Genomic DNA, 17245 nt, shown 5'->3' with positions numbered 1-17245 from the left:
CACAACGCGTGCACGATTGATGGAGCCCGCGACCGAGGCGCCGATCGTGCGCGTCGCCGTACCCGTGCCGCTGCACGGCGCCTTCGACTACCGCATGCCGCCGGGCACCGACACGCCGGCTCCCGGCGCCCGCGTGCTGGTGCCCTTCGGACGCCGCCACCTCGTGGCCATCGTCATCGAGACCGACGTCACCAGCGACGTGCCGGCCGAGCGCCTGCGGCCCTTCGTGCGCGCGCTCGACGCGGCGCCGGTCTTCGATGCCGACCTGCTCGCGCTGCTGCGCTGGGCCGCGCGCTACTACCATCACCCGCTCGGCGAGGTGCTGGCCACGGCCCTGCCCGTGGCCCTGCGGCGCGCGGGTACGGCGAGCGCGGCCAATCGTCATCGCGGCTGGCAGGCCGTGGCGGTCGAGCGGGACGTGGCGACCGAACTGGCGCGCGCGCCGCGCCAGCGCGAGCTGCTCGATCGCATCCGCGCGAATCCCAATCCGACCGCGCACGCCTCGCTGCTGGCCTGGCTTGCGAGCGCAGCGGGACCGCTGAAGGCGCTCGCCGATCGCGGCCTGATCGAGGCGGTGACACTGCCGGGCGGCCTGGAACGCGGCAGCCCGACCGCGGCGCCGGAGCTGACCGACGGCCAGTCGAGCGTCGTCGAAGCGCTGCGCGCCGGGGGCACCGGCTTCGCCCCGGCGCTGGTGGAGGGCGTGACCGGCAGCGGCAAGACCGAGGTCTATTTCCGGCGCATCGCGGCCGCGCTCGAGGCGGGCCGCCAGGTGCTCTTCCTGGCCCCCGAGATCGGTCTGACCCCGCAGCTGATCGAGCGCGTGCGCGCGCGCTTCGACGCCGCCTTCGGGGTCCTGCACTCGCAGCGAAGCGACGGCGAGCGGGCCGACGTCTGGCGCGCCGCCGGCGCCGGCGACGCCGATATCGTCATCGGCACCCGCTCCGCGGTGTTCACGCCCATGCCGCGTCTCGGGCTGATCGTGGTCGACGAGGAACACGACGGCTCCTACAAGCAGCAGGACGGCTTTCGCTATCACGCCCGCGACGTCGCCCTGAAGCGCGCCCAGCTCGCCGACGTGCCGGTCCTGCTCGGCAGCGCGACCCCGGCGCTGGAGACCCTGCACAACGCCCACCAGCGGCGCTTCGCGCATCTGCAGCTGCCCCGGCGCGCCACCGGCGCCGCAATGCCGCCGATCCGGGTGATCGACGTCCGTTCGCGGCCGCTCGACGGCGGCCTGTCCGAACCGCTGATCGCCCGCATCGAACCCCATCTGGCCGCCGGCAACCAGGTGATGATCTTCATCAATCGCCGCGGCTACGCGCCCGCGCAGTGCTGCCACGACTGCGGCTGGATCGCCCCCTGTGCCCGCTGCGACGCGCCCCTGACCCTGCACGGCGGCGGCCGGCGCCTGCAGTGTCACCACTGCGGCGCGCTCGAGCCCGCCCCGAGCGTCTGTCCCGCCTGCGGCGGCGGTCAGTTGATCGCGCTGGGCGCCGGCACGGAACGCGTGACCGGTACCCTGCGCAGCCGTTTTCCGGACGTCGCGATCGCCCGCTTCGACCGCGACAGCATGGCCCGGCGCGGCCGCCTCGAGGATCAGCTCGCCGATGCCGCCCGCGGCGACACGCAGCTGCTGGTCGGCACCCAGATGCTGGCCAAGGGCCATGATTTCGCCCGCCTGACCTGCGTCGGCGTGCTCGACGTCGACGGCGGCCTGTTCTCGGCCGACTTCCGTGCCGCCGAACACATGGCCCAGCTCGTCACCCAGGTCGCCGGACGCGCCGGACGCGCCGCCCACCCCGGCGAGGTCTGGCTGCAGACGCGCCATCCGGAGCATCCGCTGCTGGAGCGGCTGCTGACGCGGGGCTACGCCGGCTTCGCCGAAGCCGGCCTCGCCGAACGCCGCGAGGCCGGCCTGCCGCCTTTCGGCCACCTCGCCCTGCTGCGGGCCGAAGCCACCGACGCCGATGCGCCGAGCGCGTTTCTGGCCGCCGCGGCCGCCACAATCCGAACCTCCGCAGAGCTCGCCTGCTGGGGCCCCGTACCGGCCCCCATGGCGCGCCGGGCCGGCCGTCATCGCGCCCATCTCATGCTCCACGCCGAACGCCGCGGCGCCCTGCATCCGGCGCTGGACCACTGGCAGGCGGCTCTGCCGCAGCTGCCGGAAGCCCGGCGCGTGCGCTGGTCGATCGACGTGGACCCGCAGGACCTGCTCTGAGCAGCGCCGCCGTCGCGGCCGTTGACCGCGCCGGGCGTACACGCGAGCATCTTTCGGATGCGCGTGCTGCTCATCGAGGATGACGAGACCCTGGGCGACGGCCTGCGAACCGGGCTGGGGCAGGACGGCCATGCCGTCGACTGGCTGACCGACGGCCGGCTGGCGCTCGATGCGCTCGATCACGACGATTTCGACGTCGCGATACTCGATCTCGCGCTGCCGTCGCGCGACGGCCTGGACGTGTTGCGCCACTGGCGCGCTGCCGGTCACGCGCTCCCGGTCCTGGTACTGACGGCCTACGAGGCGGTCGACGACCGCGTGACCGGGCTCGACGAGGGCGCGGACGACTATGTCGTCAAACCGGTGGCTCTGACCGAACTGGACGCCCGCCTGCGTGCGCTGGTGCGGCGGCGCAACGGCCACAGCGACAACACCCTGCGCTGGGGCGATATCGTCTTCGACCGCGCGCGCGGCATGATAACCCAGCGCGACCGACCGCTGGTGCTGTCACGCCACGAGCAGGCACTGCTGACGGCCCTGCTGGAACGACCGGGCCAGACGGTGACGCGCGAACAGCTCGGCAGCCGACTCTACGGCTGGGACGAGGCTCCCGAGAGCAACAGCATCGAAGTGCACGTACACAACCTGCGCCGCAAGATCGGCCGCGAGGCGATCCAGACCGTACGCGGCCTGGGCTATCGCATGGCCGGAGCGTCTGAGTGAACCGCAGCCTTCGCTATCGCCTGCTGATCCTGCTGGGTGGCGTGCTCGCGGCCGGCGCGCTGCTGCTCTGGCAGATCGCGGACTACGAGTCCCGGCGCAGCGCGGCCGCCGAGGTCGATGCCACGCTGCGGCTGACCGCGCGCACCCTGCTGATCAGCCAGCCGCTGCACGGCGTTGCCGCCGACAACCGCGTCGCCTCGCGGGCGCCGGGGCCCACACCGGAGTTCCGGCTGTCCACGCTCGAACGCGAGGTGATCGTGCATTCGCCCGGCTTCCCGAATGCCGTGACCGAGCGGCGGCCGGCGCCCGGCTTCAGCAATCACGAGGTCGACGGCGTGACCTGGCGCCTTCTGACCTTCGTCGATACCGAACGCGGCCTGATCAGCGAGGTCGCCCTGAACGAAAGCGACCGGCAGCAGCGCCAGGATACGCTCGACATGCCGGTCGAACGAGCGCTCATGTTCACGCTGCCCGTCTCGGCGTTTCTGGGCTGGCTGGCGCTCACCTACGGTCTGCGGCCGTTGCGCACGCTCAGCCGCGAACTGGACAACCGCGATGCCGGCGATCTGCGCCCGGTGGCGACGTCGCCGCGCGGGACCGTAGTCGAGATCGCAACGCTCGTGACCACGCTCAACGGCCTGTTCAAGCGTCTGCGCGGCGCCTTCCATGCGCAGCAGGTGTTCGCCAGCGCCGCCGGACACGAACTGCGCACCCCGCTCGCCGGACTGCGTACCCAGATCGAGGTCGCGCGACGCGCCGACGACGCCGCCCGGAAGGATCAGGCACTGGCTCATATCGACGAGGCGGCCGCGCGCATGGATGCGCTCACCGCCCGTCTGCTCAAACTCGCCCGGCTGCGCGCACGCCGCCTCGACACGGCCACCGGCGCCGGGGTCGAACTCGGTACGCTCGCGCGGCGCCTCGCCGATCGGCGGCCCCATGTGCGCTTGCGGATCGACGCCGGCGATACGCGGGTCGCCGGCGACGAGGAACTGCTCGCGGCTCTGCTGGAGAACCTCGTCGACAACGCAGAGACGCATGCCCCCGACAGCGAGTGGATCGATATCGAGATCGGCGATACCTCAACCGGGCTCTGCCTGTCGGTGATCGACGCCGGGCCGGGAATTCCCGAAGCCGATCGAGCCGAAGTATTCGAGCCGTTCTATCGCGCCGACGGGCGCCGCGGACCCGGTAGCGGTCTCGGCCTGCCGCTGGTACGAGCGATCGCCGAAGCCCACGGCGGCAGCGCCGCCGTCGACCGGCCGGCCGCCGGCGGCACGCGGGTGCGCGTGCATCTGCCGCATGCGACTTCGCCCGCCTAAGACGACTTTAAGCCGCCCCCGATAACGTCTGCCGGGCATTCACACAACGCCCGGAGGGCATATGCAGAGCAAATGGCTCATCGCAACCGGTCTGAGCATCGCGGCATTGGGCGCGAGCGCCGCAACGCCGAATCAGATCTCCGACTGGGACAGTGACGGCAACGGCTCCATCAGTCAGAGCGAATGGGGCAACCAGTGCACCCAGAGCGACCTGTTCGACAACTGGGACACCGACAACGACGGCCTGATCGACGACGACGAGTACGCCACCGGCCTGTTCCGCCACTGGGACGCGAACGACAACGGCGTGCTCGAGGAAAGCGAGTGGCTCAAGGCCAACGAGAACTGGTTCGAAGAATACGATATCCAGTTCAGCGCCTGGGATTCCGACGAGGACGGGTTCCTCGAATATCGTGAGTTCGACACCGGCCTGGGCAAGACGTCCTCTTACTCGGACTGGGACGCCAACAACACGCTGTTCATCGAGCCGGAGGACTTCTGCACCAGCCTGTTCAACCAGGCCGATGCCAATGATGACGACAGCATCAACGTCGGCGAATTCGACGACGATGCCGTGCTCTGGTACGTGTACTGAACACGTAGCGCTATACCATAGAGCCGAAACGGGCGTGCGCTGCGGCGCACGCCTTTTTTTGGCCGCCGCACCGCGTTGGCTGCGCCGCGCCCGGCGCCACGAGTCCGGATACCGTCGCCCCGCGCCGGGGTTAAACGACCCGCGCGTCGTCAGGCATAGTGGTTGCATACTTCAGCCGGATTTTTCATGTCTGCTGCAACGCAAAACGCGCAACGTGGTAACGACCGTATCTCGCTGACCGGCTATGCCACGGCCAGCGCCTGGGCACACTACGGCTTCGAGGATGCGGAATGGTTCGACACCCGTCGTGGTCGGGCGCTGTTCTGGCCGTTGCATTCCGCCTGCAACGCCATCCGTCCGTTTTCGCCGGGCGCGGGCGCGTTCACCGAGACCCTGTACTGGCGCCATCACTGGTTCTCCAAATGGACCGAGGCCCAGTCGCCCGGGCTGGCCGTGGAGATCGGCAGCGGTCTGACCACGCGCGGCATCTCGCATTCGCGCCACCACAGCGACTGCCAGTGGGTCGACTACGACCTGCCGAACGTAGTCGAGGCACGCAACGCGCGCCTCGCCGACGAGCGGCTGCCCGAGAACTACACGCTGGATCGCGGCGACCTGCTCGCCGACGGCCTGGGCGACGCCCTGACGGCGCCCGAGTCCGGCCGCACCATCGTGCTCACCGAAGGCGTGACCGACTATCTGGCGATGTCGGAGAAGCGGCGTGCCTGGCGCTCGGTCGCGGCACTGCTCGAACGGCTCGGCGGCGGGCGCTATCTGCTGGAAATCCATCCGCGCCAGCGCCTCGAGACCTTCGGCCCCACCGCGCGCATGCTGCTGGCGACACTGCGGCGCATCACCGGCCGCGACCTCTCGGAGCAGCTGTTCGACAGCGTCGACCAGGCCACCTCGCTGCTGCGCGAATGCGGCTTCTCGCGCGCCCGCGTGCTGACCGAGGACGAACTCGAGGGCGCGGCCGACGCACCGCTGCCGCGGCATCGCGCCTTCGTGTTGGTGGCCGCCGACGTATAGCCGCTCGCCGCGGCCCGCGGTAGACTGCGCGGTCATTCGCGACCGCATGCTGCTCTTCTCGTGAAACGTCTCGTCCAAGACCTGCTCGCCGACGCCGCCGCCCGCGCCTGGCCCGACATCGACACGCCCGCCGACCCGCACGTCGAGCGGACCCGCGACGCCGCCCACGGCGACTTCGCCAGCAACGTGGCAATGACGCTGACCAAGGCCGCGCGCCGCAAGCCGCGCGACATCGCCCAGGCGATCGTGGACGCCCTCCCCGCGGACGCACGCATCGACCGGGTCGAGATCGCCGGGCCGGGGTTCATCAACTTCTTCCTCGCGCCGGCGGCCTTTCGCGCGGTCATCGACGATGTGCTCGCCGCGGGCGCGGACTACGGCCGGCGTGCGCCGGACAGCGCCAATCCGGTGCTCATCGAGTTCGTCTCCGCCAACCCGACCGGCCCCCTGCACGTCGGCCACGGGCGCGGGGCCGCGGTGGGCGACTGCATCGCGCGGCTGCTCGAGGCCGCCGGCCATCCGGTCACCCGTGAGTTCTACTACAACGATGCCGGCGCCCAGATCGCCAATCTGGCCGTGTCCGTGCAGGCGCGCTGCCATGGCATCGACCCGAGTGACGCGGCCTGGCCCGAGGCCGGCTATCGCGGCGATTACATCGCCGACGTCGCCGCCGCCTACATGGCCGGCGAGACCGTGCACGCCGACGACCGCGACGTCAGCGGTGCGGCCGACGCCGACGACATCGACGCCATCCGCGAATTCGCGGTCGCCTATCTGCGCCGGGAACAGGACGCCGACCTGCGCGCCTTCGGCGTGGCCTTCGACGTCTACTCCTTGGAATCCGCGCTCTATGCCGACGGCCGGGTCGAGGCCACGGTGAACGCGCTGGTCGCCGCCGGCCACACCTTCGAGGCCGACGGCGCCCTGTGGCTCAAGACCACGGACTTCGGCGACGACAAGGACCGGGTGATGCGCAAGGTCGACGGCGACTACACCTATTTCGTGCCGGACGTGGCCTATCACGGCGCCAAGTGGGAGCGCGGCTTCGCCCAGGCGGTCAACGAGCAGGGCGCCGACCACCACGGCACCATCGCCCGGGTCCGCGCCGGCCTGCAGGCGCTGGATATCGGCATTCCCGAGGGCTGGCCGGACTACGTCCTGCACCAGATGGTCACGGTCATGCGCGGCGGCGAGGAGGTCAAGCTGTCCAAGCGCGCCGGCGCCTACGTCACGCTGCGCGATCTCATCGACGAGGTCGGGCGCGACGCCACGCGCTATTTCCTCGTGGCACGCAAGTCGGACTCGCAGCTGACCTTCGACATCGATCTGGCCCGCAGCCAGACCGAGGACAACCCGGTCTACTACATCCAGTACGCGCACGCGCGCATCTGCAGCGTCGACGGCCAGCTCGCCGGTCGCGGCTGGACGTTCGATCGCGACGCCGCGGAACTGGCGCGCCTGGACACGCCGCACGAGCAGCGCCTGATCGCCACGCTCGCGCGCTTTCCCGAGATGGTCGAGGCGGCAGCGGCCGACTACGCCGTCCAGAGCGTGGCCCATTATCTGCGCGATCTGGCGGATGCCTTCCACAGCTACTACAACGCGCAACAGTTTCTGGTCGACGACGCCGGTCTGCGCAACGCGCGGCTGGCGCTGGTCCGCGCCACGCGACAGGTGCTGGCCAACGGCCTCGCCCTGCTCGGTCTGAGCGCACCGACATCGATGTAGGCGCGCGGCAGGGCGCACACGCCGGCGTGGCGGCGACGACGCCCGACACGTCCGCCGGCTTTCTCCTACCATGGAGCGCCGCCGGCTCGGCCCGGCGCGCGAGGCAGGCATCAAAGGAATCGAGGTGAACTGATGGCCCGCGATTATTCGTCGCGCCGCAACGGCAACAGCAGTGCCAAGAGCAAGCGCCCGTCCGGGGGCCGCAAACCCGCGGCGCGGCCGGCGCGGGCCAAATCCGCGCCGAGCGGCGGCCCGCCGGGCTGGGTTTGGCTGGTCTGCGGATTGTGCATCGGTCTCGTCATCGCGGCCGGTTTCTATGTCTTCGCCCGCCCGGCCGGCAGCAATGCGCCCCAGTCCGTGGAGATCGCCGCCCCGCAGGACGAGGACACGGCAAAGGACACGGACGATGCGCCGGATGAAACGGCCGCCGCGGATCAGGACCAGAACGCGGAGTCGGAGCCGCGCTTCTCCTTCTACAAGATGCTTCCGAACTACGAAGTGGTGATTCCGGAGGAAGAGTATCCGGAGGAGGAACCGGACACCGCGGCGAGCGCGGCCCAGGACACCCCCGCAGGCGAGCCGCCGCCCCCGCCCGATTCGACGCAGCCGACCACGCCGCGCGTTGAAGAGCCGGGCAACTACGTGATCCAGGCCGGGTCGTTCTCGCGCGACGCCGACGCGGACCGGCGCAAGGCCGAGCTCGCCCTGCTGGGCATACCCGCCAACGTGGTCAGTGTCGACCTGTCGTCCGGCAAGACCGTCTATCGCGTCCAGAGCAACACGATCCGCTCCAGCGACAAACTCAACGAGCTGCTCAAGCGTCTGCGCGAGAACCGGATCGACACGCTGGTCATGCGGGCCAAGAACTAGGGTCTGTTAGCACTTCATGCGAGTCCGCGCCAAGCGCTTCCTGAGAAGTGACGTTGGGCGGCAAAACTAGGCGTCGTGCGCGCCGCGCAGTCACGCTCCGCCAGCGTGCGACCACGCTGGATTGCCGCACCCTGGTTGTTTCATGGGGGCGCCTGGCGCTCCGGTTGGGCCGCGCATGAAACAACCATGGGTACGCTGCGGCGTTGCCAATCTGATCGTGGCTCGCCACGATCGGCGACTCGCGCCTTGCAGAACACGATGTGCGGTCGCCAACACGGCGCTCGTAGGAAGTGTTCACAGGCCCAGGCCAATGGCGGTCGCGCCGTCGGCCTTGAAGCCGCATGGCGCTGTCGTCAGGCATGGCCCGGCCGGGCCAGCGGGTCGCAAGCCGGGAGCGCTGTTTCAACCCTCGCCGCCGAGATAGCGCCGGCGCATGGCCTGCCAGTCGGCGCGCGACAGGTAGTCGAGTATCGCGCGGTTGATCGGCTCGCGCAGTTCGCTGCCCTCCGGCAGCGCAAAGGCGTAGTCCTGTCGCTCGAAGGTGTTCGACAACACCTGCAGCGCCTGTGGCCAGCCCTCACCCACCCGATAGCGCAGCAGCGGCGCGTCGTAGACCACGGCATCGACCCGGTCATCGGCCAGGGCGGCGAGCGCGGCGTCCACGGTGTCGATTTCGTCGAAGCCGATCCCGCGCGCCGCCAGGGCCTCGGCCGCCGCGGAATCGCGGATGGTGGCCACGCGCGCGCCGTCCAGATCCTGCACGCCGTTGATGCGCGAGGCCAGCTGGTCGACGGTCAGCGACGTCGCGATCGCCGCGGTGAAGCTGGAGATGATGATGATGCCGGCGAACATCCAGACCAGCCCGACGAGGCGGCCACCGAGGGTGCGCGGGGACTTGTCGCCGTAGCCGACCGTGGTCATCGTCACCGCGGCCCACCAGAAGCCGCTGCCGAGACCGCTGACCGGGCCGCCGCCGAACTCCTCGGGGTTGGCGCGGCGCTCGAACAGCCAGACCGCCACGCCGACGCCAAGCAGCACCAGCGCGAGGGCGGCGAGCGCGGTCAGGAACGGCCAGGAGACGAAGCGTTCGAGCGTGGACCAGACCCGGCCGCCCTGCGCCGGCACCGCGATCGCGAGGCCGGTCGAATAGAAGGGATAGCTGAAATCCACCCGGCGCTCGCGCTCGGCGGTGACCGTCAGCGCAGCCACCGAGATGTCCAGCGTGCCGTCCTCCAGACCCGAGAACAGCTCGCGCAGTTCACGGGGCCTGTAGTCGTAGTCCACGCCGAGGCTTTCCGCCACGACCTCCCAGAGCGTGATACTGATGCCCGAGAAGCTGCCGTCCTCGGCCGTGAAGACGAACGGCGGCGCCGCGCGGGTACCCACATCGAGGCGAATATTCTGCTCATCCGACGGCATCGCCCGCCCGTCGTCCGCCGACTGTGCGGCGACCGGGCCGGCGCAGAGCCCGATCGCGCAGGCGATGAACAAGCCCAGCCCGCGGGCCCACTTCGGTCGTTTCATGCCGCGTCCCCTGATGTGTTCAGAATGCGTGTTCCAGCCCGAGCGAGAGACTCACATCGGGCGAGGCGCCGGTGTTCAGATCCTCGACGAGGCCGAGGGTCAGCCGCGAGGCCGCGGTGACCTGCCAGTCGAGACCCAGTGCGCCCTGCACCGCGGTGCCGTCCAGCGCCTCGAGGCCGGTGTCCTCGTAGAGCGCGCCGTGCAGATTGACCTGCGCCTGGGCGACCCATGCCGGCGACAGCGCGTAGCCGACCGACGCCCAGCCGAAGGCGACGTTGTCGACCCGCTGGTCATCGAGTACGTCGCCGCGGCCGGTATGGAGGCCGCCGGCGCCGGCGAGCAGCCGCCAGCGCGAGGTGCCGTGCTGGTTGTTGCCGATCGTGGCCCAGACGGCGAGATCGGTCCCGCCGCTGCCGGTCAGGCGCTCCGCGTCGCCGGTCGGCAGCTTGAGCTCGCCGGCGATCGCCGCGCCCCAGTCGCCGACACCCGCGAGCCGGCGCTTGAGACCGAGACGCAGATCGCCGACACCCGAGGGCGAATCGTCGACATCGAGCGCAAGCCGGCCGTCGCGCGCATAGCGAAAACGCTGGCGATCCCGGGGCGCGCGGGCGCGACCGCCGTCCGCGAAACCGAAGGTGTCGTGGAAATCGTCGATGAAGCTGTCGGCGAAGCCCCCGCTGTGCGCCACGAACGGTATCTCGATCGTCGCCTGCCAGCGGTCGGCGAAGCCGCGCCTGAACACGAGCGCAGCGCGCGTGGTCTCGCCGTCGAACAGCAGGGTCTCGGCCGGTGCGGACTGTTCGGTGTAGTGGCTGGTGTAGTCGAGACGCAGTCCGGCACGCCATTCGCCGGATGCAACCACTGTGTAGCCGGTGGCACGCGGCAGGCCGTGGACTGCCGCCGTCGGCGACTGATCCGCGATCGGCAGCGGTCGCGGCGCAGTCTCCGCCTCGCGGGCCCCGACCGGGCCGAGCCAGCCCAGCACCGCGCCGACTAGCAGCAGTCGCGGCGCGATCGATACGCCTGCCATGTCTCCCCCTTGACCGATACGCCGACCGCCGCCGGCTTCCGATCATTCAACCACAGACCGGCCCCGCCCGCCGCCGCGGGTGACTACAGCGGATCGAGCTTGGCGTAGCCGGCGATCAGCCACTTGCTGCCGGCCTCGTCGAAGTTGACCTGGATGCGCGCCCGCGCGCCATCGCCCTCGAAGGCGAGCACCGTGCCCTCGCCGAACTTGCGATGACCCACCCGCTGGCCGAGCGACAGGCCGGCCGCACTCTGCTCGGCGCGGCCGAGGGCGCCGGGCCGGAACACCGGCTGGCTCACGCCGGTGCGGGGCCGGACCTCGCGCAGATATTCCGCCGGGATCTCGCGCAGAAAACGCGAGGGCGCGCACAGGTTCTCGCTGCCGTGCAGCCGCCGCACCTCGGCGTGCGACAGATGCAGCCGCTCCATGGCCCGGGTCATGCCGACATAGGCCAGGCGGCGCTCCTCCTCGAGCCCGGCCTCGTCCTCGATCGAGCGCTGGTGCGGGAACAGCCCCTCCTCCAGACCGACCATGAACACCAGCGGAAACTCCAGCCCCTTGGCCGCGTGCATCGTCATCAGCTGCACCGAGTCGTCCCACGCCCCGGCCTGGGCCTCGCCGGCCTCCAGCGAGGCATAGGCCAGAAACTGGGTGATCTCGTCCATGGTCTCGTCGTCGTCCGGCGTGTAGGCGCGCGCCGCCGAGATCAGCTCGTCGAGGTTCTCCTTGCGGCCTTCGGCCTTCTCGTCGCCGCCCTTGCCGTGATGCGCCTTGAGATCGGTCGCCGCGATCACCTTCTCGGCGAGCTCGTGCAGGCTCATGCCCTCGGCCTCGGCGTCGAGTTCGTCGATCAGCGCGATGAAAGCGTTGACCGACTTGGCGGCGCGCGCCGACAGCCCGTTCTCGGCCAGGTCGGCCGCCGCCTGCCAGAGACTCATCGCCCCGGCGCGGGCATGGCCGCGGATGCGGTCCAGCGTGGTCGCGCCGATGCCACGCGTGGGCGTGTTGACCACGCGCTCGAAGGCCGCGTCGTCGGCCCTGGACTGCAGCAGGCGCATGTAGGCCAGCGCATCCTTGATCTCGGCGCGCTCGAAGAACTTCTGCCCGCCGTAGATGCGATACGGCACCTCGGCGGCGATCAGGCGCTCCTCGAGCACCCGCGACTGGGCGTTGGAGCGATACAGGATCGCGATGTCCGAGCGCGTGCCGCCATCCGCCAGCCAGTTCTGGATGCGGGTGATCACGTGCTGGGCTTCGTCGTATTCGTTGAAGGCGGCGTAGACGTCGATCGGCTCGCCGTCGACGCCCGCGGTCCACAGATCCTTGCCGAGCCGCGAGAGGTTGTTGCGGATCAAGCCGTTGGCGGCCGACAGAATGCTGCCCGTGGAGCGATAGTTCTGCTCCAGGCGGACCGTGTGCGTGTCCTTGAAATCGGTCTCGAAGCGCAGGATGTTGTCCACCCGCGCGCCGCGCCAGGAATAGATCGACTGGTCGTCGTCGCCGACGATGAACACGCGCCCGGCGTCCCCGGCCAGCAGTCGGATCCAGGCGTACTGCAGGGCGTTGGTGTCCTGGAACTCGTCGACCAGCACGTGCGAGAAGCGCCGACGGTAATGCGCCAGCAGTGCGGCGTCGTCGCGGCAGGTCTCGTAGGCACGCAGCAGCAGCTCGGGGAAATCGACCAGCCCGGCGGCTTCGCGCGCGTTCTCGTAGGCCTGGTAGAGCCGGATCATCTGGGCGCGGGCGTAATCGCCGGTGTCGGCCAGATCGCGCGGGCGCTCGGCGGCCTCCTTGCAGCTGTTGATGAACCCGGCCATCTGGCGGACCGGCCAGCGCTGCTCGTCCATCTCCAGGCTCTTGAGCGTGCGCCGGACCAGACGCTGCTGGTCGTCCGCGTCGATGATCTGGAAGGCCTGCGGCAGCTTCGCCTCGCGATAGTGCAGCCGCAGCAGACGATGGGCGATGCCGTGGAAGGTCCCCACCCACATCGCCCGCGCCGGCACCCGGATCATCGGTTCCAGGCGCGCCCGCATTTCGCCGGCGGCCTTGTTGGTGAAGGTCACCGCCAGGATCGACTGCGGCGAGACGCCTTCCACCGCGATCAGCCAGGCGATACGATGAATGAGCACGCGCGTCTTGCCGGAGCCGGCACCGGCCAGCACACGCATGTGGCCCGGCGGCGCGCCGACCGCCTCGCGCTGGGCTTCGTTGAGCGGGTCCAGAATCGTAGATACGTCGTCCATGGCCGCGATTGTAAACAAAGGCCGGCGGCGCGTTCGTGTTCATTCACGCGCAAGCCGGGCGCGTTACCATCGATGAATGGTTCCGCGCGAGCCGCCCGACGACCGAACGCCGGCATCGCCGGCCTTTCAAACGCGTTCGAGAGACAACATCATGCGCCGCATCATCATCGTGTCCGTCCTGCTGTCCCTGCTCGTGGCCTGCGCGACCTCGCCGACCGGACGGCGCCAGCTCAAGCTGTTTTCCGGCGACGAGATCGCCCAGATGGGCATCCAGAGCTACCAGCAGATGAAGCAGGAGGAGCCGATCGAGACCAGCACGGCCGAGAACCGCTACGTGAAATGCGTGGCCGACGCCATCATCTCGGCCAGCAATCCCGAGGGCCAGTGGGAGGTCACGGTCTTCGAGGACGACCAGGTCAACGCCTTCGCCCTGCCCGGCGGCAAGATCGGCGTCTATTCCGGCCTGCTCGATGTCGCCGAGACCGACGACCAGCTCGCCGCCGTGATCGGGCACGAGGTCGCGCACGTGATAGCCGATCACGGCAACGAACGCGTCTCCCAACAGTTCGCCACCCAAGGCGGGCTGCAGGTGGTCTCGGCGTTTCTCGGCGGCTCCGGTGGTGCCGGCAGCCAGGCGATCATGTCGGCCCTCGGCCTCGGCGCCCAGGTCGGCATTCTGCTGCCGTTCTCGCGCACCCAGGAGAGCGAAGCCGACACCGTGGGCCTGGAGCTCATGGCGCGTGCCGGCTTCGACCCGCGCCAGTCGGTGGACCTGTGGCAGAACATGGCCGAGGCCAGCGGCGGTGGCGGTCAGGCCGAATTCCTGTCCACCCATCCCTCCAACGACAGCCGGATCAACAACCTGTCGAGCCATATGGACGAGGCCATGCAACTCTACCGACAGGCGCCGAATCACCCCGACTGCGGCTAGCACATTTCGGGGCCGATAATTTCAAACTAAATTCATCGGCGCGCTCTTGTCGGCCGCACAAACTTATGTAAACTGCGAAAGCGTACGGCGCGGCCGTTCTCCGTTGGTCTTAGTTTGGTGTCATTGACGAGTCCGGACGGTTCTGAAACAGCAATGACACGGCATCGCTAGGATCAAGTTGAGATGAATATTTACGTAGGCAACCTGGCCTGGGCCACCGACGACGACGAACTCCGCAGCGCGTTCGAAGCCTTCGGTGAGGTCTCCTCCGCCAAGGTGATCATGGATCGCGAAACCGGCCGCTCGCGCGGTTTCGGCTTCGTGGAAATGCCCGATGACAACGCCGCCAAGCAGGCGATCGAGGGGATGAACGACAAGGACCTCGGCGGTCGCACCCTGCGCGTGAACGAAGCGCGCCCGCGTGACGATCGTCCGCGCGGCCCGCGCCGCTTCTAGAGCGCCGCACGGCTCGTGCAGAGAAGCCGTCCTCCGGGGCGGCTTTTTTGTGTCCGGGGCGCCGCACTCGGTCAGCCGATCCCGGCCCGGAAGCGTCGATCGCTTCCAGGACACGATGTCCCGCCCGGCCGAGCCATCCCGGTGCAACGCGCCGCCACCGAGACGCCGCGGCGCTCGCGGCACGCCGCCCGAGCCGCAGTACCGTGCTCGTGGCCGGGCCGGCGCGTGGCGGCTACCCGTCGCCGGCATCACGCCAGCCCGACGCGTCGTCCGTTCGTGTTGCCGGCCGCTGCGCCGCGGTGCATCCGCCTATCCCGAGCGGTCGGCCCTCACGAGACCGGCTCACCGAAGAACACGCCCTCCGGCAGCCGCAGTTCGGTGGCGGGCAACCGAACCTGGCGCAGGGTGACGAACACGAACAGCAGCGGATTGACGTCGTATAGCTCGCGCAGCGGCGCGACGAGCGCGGGATCGAGAAAACCGCCGTCCACCAGCGCCGACAGCCGGATGGTCGCGGCGATCGCCGACTGCGGATAATCACTGGCGTAGCGAAGTCGCCCGAAGAACTGGGGGTGTTGCAGCAGCGGGCGCAGGACATCGTCGAGCCGATCGGCGGACAGCACGCCGGCCAGGTCGACGGCGAGCGCGTCCCGCCCGGCGGGCTCGCGCAGCAGCGCGAATAGGCCCGGCATGAGGCGCTGGCCGTCCTCGCCGTGGGCGCCGCCGAGCGTGGCCACGACCCGCACCCCGGCTTCCAGCGGCGCGCGCAGCGCCGACGGGTCGACCCAGCCGCTGGCCCCGTTTTCGGCCGTCCGCGCGCCCACCGGCAGGTGCAGGGTCATGCCGTGCTCGGCCATCGCCGCATAGGCCTCGGCCACGCGCGGATCGTCCAGATCGATGCCCTGGGCGACCGGCCACCAGCCGAGATGCGTGATCCCCGCTTCGGCCCAGCCGACGATCGCGTCGACCGCGTCCGCACGATAGGGGTGTACCGACACCGCGGCGCCCAGCTGCGCCGGCGCCTGCGCGGCCAGATCCCGGGCCCGGGTGTTGGCGATCACGTTGAGGCTGCGTTCGGGCTCGGCGCGGCCGTCGGCGGCGAACACCGCGTCGCGGGCGAAGACCCGGGCGCGATAATCGCCCGGCATGGCCGCGATCTGACGCATCAGACGGGCCGCATACTCGGCCTGCGGCGCGTCGGCGTCGCCGTCCACGCCTGCCGCATGGGCCCGGACCCGGTCGGACAGCCAGGCCAGCGGATGCCGGCCGCCGCCCAGCGCGTCCGCCTCGCGCGCGGCGAAGCCGATGCCGGCGGCCGCCCGCCCATCGCGCACCGGACGGCCGTCGGCGTCGGCGAAGGCGGCGTCCACCAGCGACCGCGCCCGATCCGACAACACCCAGGCCGCGTCCTCCGGGGCGTGGCGCCAGGCTCCGGCGTAGCGATCGAGCGCGCCGTGCCAGAGCGTGACCGCCAGCGCCGCCAGCCCGGCGAGCACGACGGCCAGCACCAGCAGCCGCAGAGCGAATGCGCGCATGGCCGGTCAGGCCGCGACGATCTCGCCGGCGGCGATCGCCTCGGCGTGATGACAGGCCACCCGGCGATCCGGGCCGTGCTCGCGCAGCCGCGGCACCTGGCTGGCGCAGTCGGCCTGGGCCCAGGGACAGCGGGTGCGGAACACGCAGCCCGAGGGCGGATCGGCGGGCGAGGGCAATTCCCCGTGCAGCCGGATGCGCCGCCGGCTGCGCTCGCCCGCCGGATCGGGGCGCGGGACCGCGGAGGCCAGCGCCCGCGTGTAAGGGTGCGCCGGGGCGTCGAACAGCGTGGCCGCCGGCCCCCGCTCGACCAGCCGGCCGAGATACATCACCGCCACCGCATCGCTGATCTGACGCACCACCGCCAGGTCGTGGGCGATGAACAGCAGCGCGATGCCGAAGCGATCGCGCAGCCGCGCGAGCAGCTCCAGGATCCGCGCCTGGATGGACACGTCCAGCGCCGAGACCGGCTCGTCGCAGATCAGCACCCGCGGCTCCACCACCAGCGCCCGGGCGATGCCGATGCGCTGGCACTGGCCGCCGGAGAATTCGTGCGGATAGCGGTTGATGTGATGCGCGGACAGGCCGACCTCCTCGAGCATGGCTCGCACCCGGCGGCCGCGCTCGGCGCGGGACCACTCGCGCCGAAGATGGCGCAGCGGCTCGGCCACGATCTGGCCCACGGTCATGCGCGGATCGAGGCTGGCCAGCGGATCCTGGAAGATCATCTGCACGTCGCGGCGCAGCCGGCGCGCGGCGGCCGCGCGCTCGCCGCCGAGCGCACGGCCGTCGAGTTCGATGCGCCCCGCGCTGACCGGCGCCAGCCCGGTCAGCGCGCGCGCCAGCGTGGATTTGCCGCAGCCGGACTCGCCCACCAGGCCGAGGGTGCGGCCACTGTCGAGATCGAGGTCGACGCCGTCGACCGCACGCAGGGCCCCGGCGGTCTGCCAGGGCCAGGCGGGCGCGAGCGGGAAATGCACCTTGAGATCGCGGACGCGCAGCAGCGGATCGTTCATGCCTGGCCCATACCCCGGGGCGTG

Annotated in this window: 14 protein-coding genes; 9 read left to right on the top strand and 5 right to left on the bottom strand. The window is 70.4% G+C overall.

The genetic code is table 11. The features are described from left to right. Positions 1-19: 19 nt before the first annotated feature. The 7 genes from SAOR_RS06000 (at position 20) to SAOR_RS05970 (ending at position 8488) form a co-directional block, all read left to right on the top strand. Positions 20-2221 (top strand): primosomal protein N', encoded by a 2202-nt coding sequence (locus SAOR_RS06000; RefSeq protein ID WP_123630638.1) that lies wholly within the window; start codon positions 20-22, stop codon positions 2219-2221. 57 nt (positions 2222-2278) lie between these two features. Further along, a complete protein-coding gene (locus SAOR_RS05995; protein WP_123630637.1) occupies positions 2279-2944 on the top strand; it encodes a response regulator in 666 nt (221 codons plus the stop codon). Beyond that, complete coding sequence (locus SAOR_RS05990; RefSeq protein WP_123630636.1) at positions 2941-4266, top strand: sensor histidine kinase; 1326 nt, start codon at positions 2941-2943, stop codon at positions 4264-4266. Before SAOR_RS05995 ends, SAOR_RS05990 begins: the two co-directional genes overlap by 4 nt. 61 nt (positions 4267-4327) lie before the next feature. Further along, positions 4328-4861 (top strand): EF-hand domain-containing protein, encoded by a 534-nt coding sequence (locus tag SAOR_RS05985; RefSeq protein ID WP_123591633.1) that lies wholly within the window; start codon positions 4328-4330, stop codon positions 4859-4861. Between the two features lie 186 nt (positions 4862-5047). Then, positions 5048-5890 (top strand): class I SAM-dependent methyltransferase, encoded by an 843-nt coding sequence (locus tag SAOR_RS05980; protein WP_123591634.1) that lies wholly within the window; start codon positions 5048-5050, stop codon positions 5888-5890. Positions 5891-5950: 60 nt separating this feature from the next. After that, a complete protein-coding gene (gene argS, locus SAOR_RS05975) occupies positions 5951-7618 on the top strand; it encodes an arginine--tRNA ligase (protein ID WP_123630635.1) in 1668 nt (555 codons plus the stop codon). Between the two features lie 132 nt (positions 7619-7750). Continuing rightward, positions 7751-8488, top strand: coding sequence for an SPOR domain-containing protein (locus tag SAOR_RS05970; protein ID WP_123630634.1), 738 nt, complete (start codon positions 7751-7753; stop codon positions 8486-8488). Between the two features lie 402 nt (positions 8489-8890). Here SAOR_RS05970 and SAOR_RS05965 read toward each other — a convergent pair whose 3' ends face one another. The 3 genes from SAOR_RS05965 to uvrD all read right to left on the bottom strand — a co-directional run bounded on the left by SAOR_RS05965 (position 8891) and on the right by uvrD (position 13285). Next, entirely contained in the window at positions 8891-10012 is a 1122-nt protein-coding gene (locus SAOR_RS05965) for a transporter substrate-binding domain-containing protein (RefSeq protein ID WP_123630633.1), read from the bottom strand. Between the two features lie 19 nt (positions 10013-10031). Further along, the gene (locus SAOR_RS05960; RefSeq protein ID WP_123630632.1) at positions 10032-11042 is read right to left on the bottom strand and encodes a DUF3187 family protein; all 1011 of its coding nucleotides are present in this window, start codon (positions 11040-11042) and stop codon (positions 10032-10034) included. An 83-nt stretch (positions 11043-11125) separates the two neighbouring features. Continuing rightward, positions 11126-13285: a DNA helicase II gene (gene uvrD / locus SAOR_RS05955; protein WP_123630631.1), complete on the bottom strand. Its 2160-nt coding sequence runs from the start codon at positions 13283-13285 to the stop codon at positions 11126-11128. A 151-nt stretch (positions 13286-13436) separates the two neighbouring features. Between uvrD and SAOR_RS05950 the strand changes: the two genes are divergently transcribed. Both SAOR_RS05950 and SAOR_RS05945 read left to right on the top strand, forming a co-directional pair. Next, positions 13437-14216 carry a M48 family metallopeptidase gene (locus tag SAOR_RS05950; protein ID WP_123630630.1) on the top strand — a complete coding sequence of 260 codons (780 nt, stop codon included), beginning with the start codon at positions 13437-13439 and terminating at the stop codon, positions 14214-14216. A 183-nt stretch (positions 14217-14399) separates the two neighbouring features. Beyond that, positions 14400-14672: an RNA recognition motif domain-containing protein gene (locus SAOR_RS05945; RefSeq protein WP_123590640.1), complete on the top strand. Its 273-nt coding sequence runs from the start codon at positions 14400-14402 to the stop codon at positions 14670-14672. A 329-nt stretch (positions 14673-15001) separates the two neighbouring features. Here SAOR_RS05945 and SAOR_RS05940 read toward each other — a convergent pair whose 3' ends face one another. After that, on the bottom strand, positions 15002-16207 hold the full coding sequence (locus tag SAOR_RS05940) for an amidohydrolase family protein (RefSeq protein WP_123630629.1): 1206 nt from the start codon (positions 16205-16207) through the stop codon (positions 15002-15004). A gap of 6 nt (positions 16208-16213) precedes the next feature. Continuing rightward, positions 16214-17221, bottom strand: a complete 1008-nt coding sequence (locus tag SAOR_RS05935) for an ABC transporter ATP-binding protein (protein WP_123630628.1) — start codon at positions 17219-17221, stop codon at positions 16214-16216. Positions 17222-17245: the final 24 nt, after the last annotated feature.

The organism is Salinisphaera orenii subsp. orenii MK-B5 (assembly GCF_003788635.1).
Lineage (GTDB): Bacteria > Pseudomonadota > Gammaproteobacteria > Nevskiales > Salinisphaeraceae > Salinisphaera > Salinisphaera orenii.
This window is presented reverse-complemented; position numbering and strand designations above follow the sequence as displayed.